This is a genomic window from Streptomyces colwelliae, assembly GCF_048158785.1.
Classification (GTDB): domain Bacteria; phylum Actinomycetota; class Actinomycetes; order Streptomycetales; family Streptomycetaceae; genus Streptomyces.
On sequence record NZ_JBLTJC010001024.1, the window covers coordinates 1 to 404 of the forward strand.

The 404-nt window shown below is 69.6% G+C and carries 1 protein-coding gene; it reads left to right on the plus strand.

The window, feature by feature from the left end; genetic code table 11:
- A partial coding sequence (locus ACNFOC_RS55650) for an AMP-binding protein (RefSeq protein ID WP_416966480.1) occupies positions 1-404 on the plus strand: 404 nt, incomplete at both ends.

The window sequence follows — 404 nt, forward strand, 5'->3', positions numbered from 1 at the left end:
AGGTGGTGGTGCTCGCGGACGACGCACCCGCCGACTTCCGTACCTGGAAGGACTTCCTGGCCGGCGGGGAGGGCGTGGGCGCGGCGGAAGTGCGGGAGCGGGCACGGGAGTTGGACGGTTCGTCGGTCTCGGACATCATCTTCACGTCGGGTACGACGGGCCGCCCGAAGGGCGCGGTGATCACCCACGCGCAGACCTTGCGGGCGTACGAGGTGTGGAGCGACCTGGCGGGGCTGCGGCAGGGCGACCGCTACCTGATCGTGAACCCCTTCTTCCACACCTTCGGCTACAAGGCGGGCGTCATCGCCTGCCTCATGCGGGGCGCGACGATGATCCCGCAGCCGGTGTTCAACGTCGACACGGTGCTCGCGAACATCGCGGCGGAACGGGTGTCGGTCCTCCCC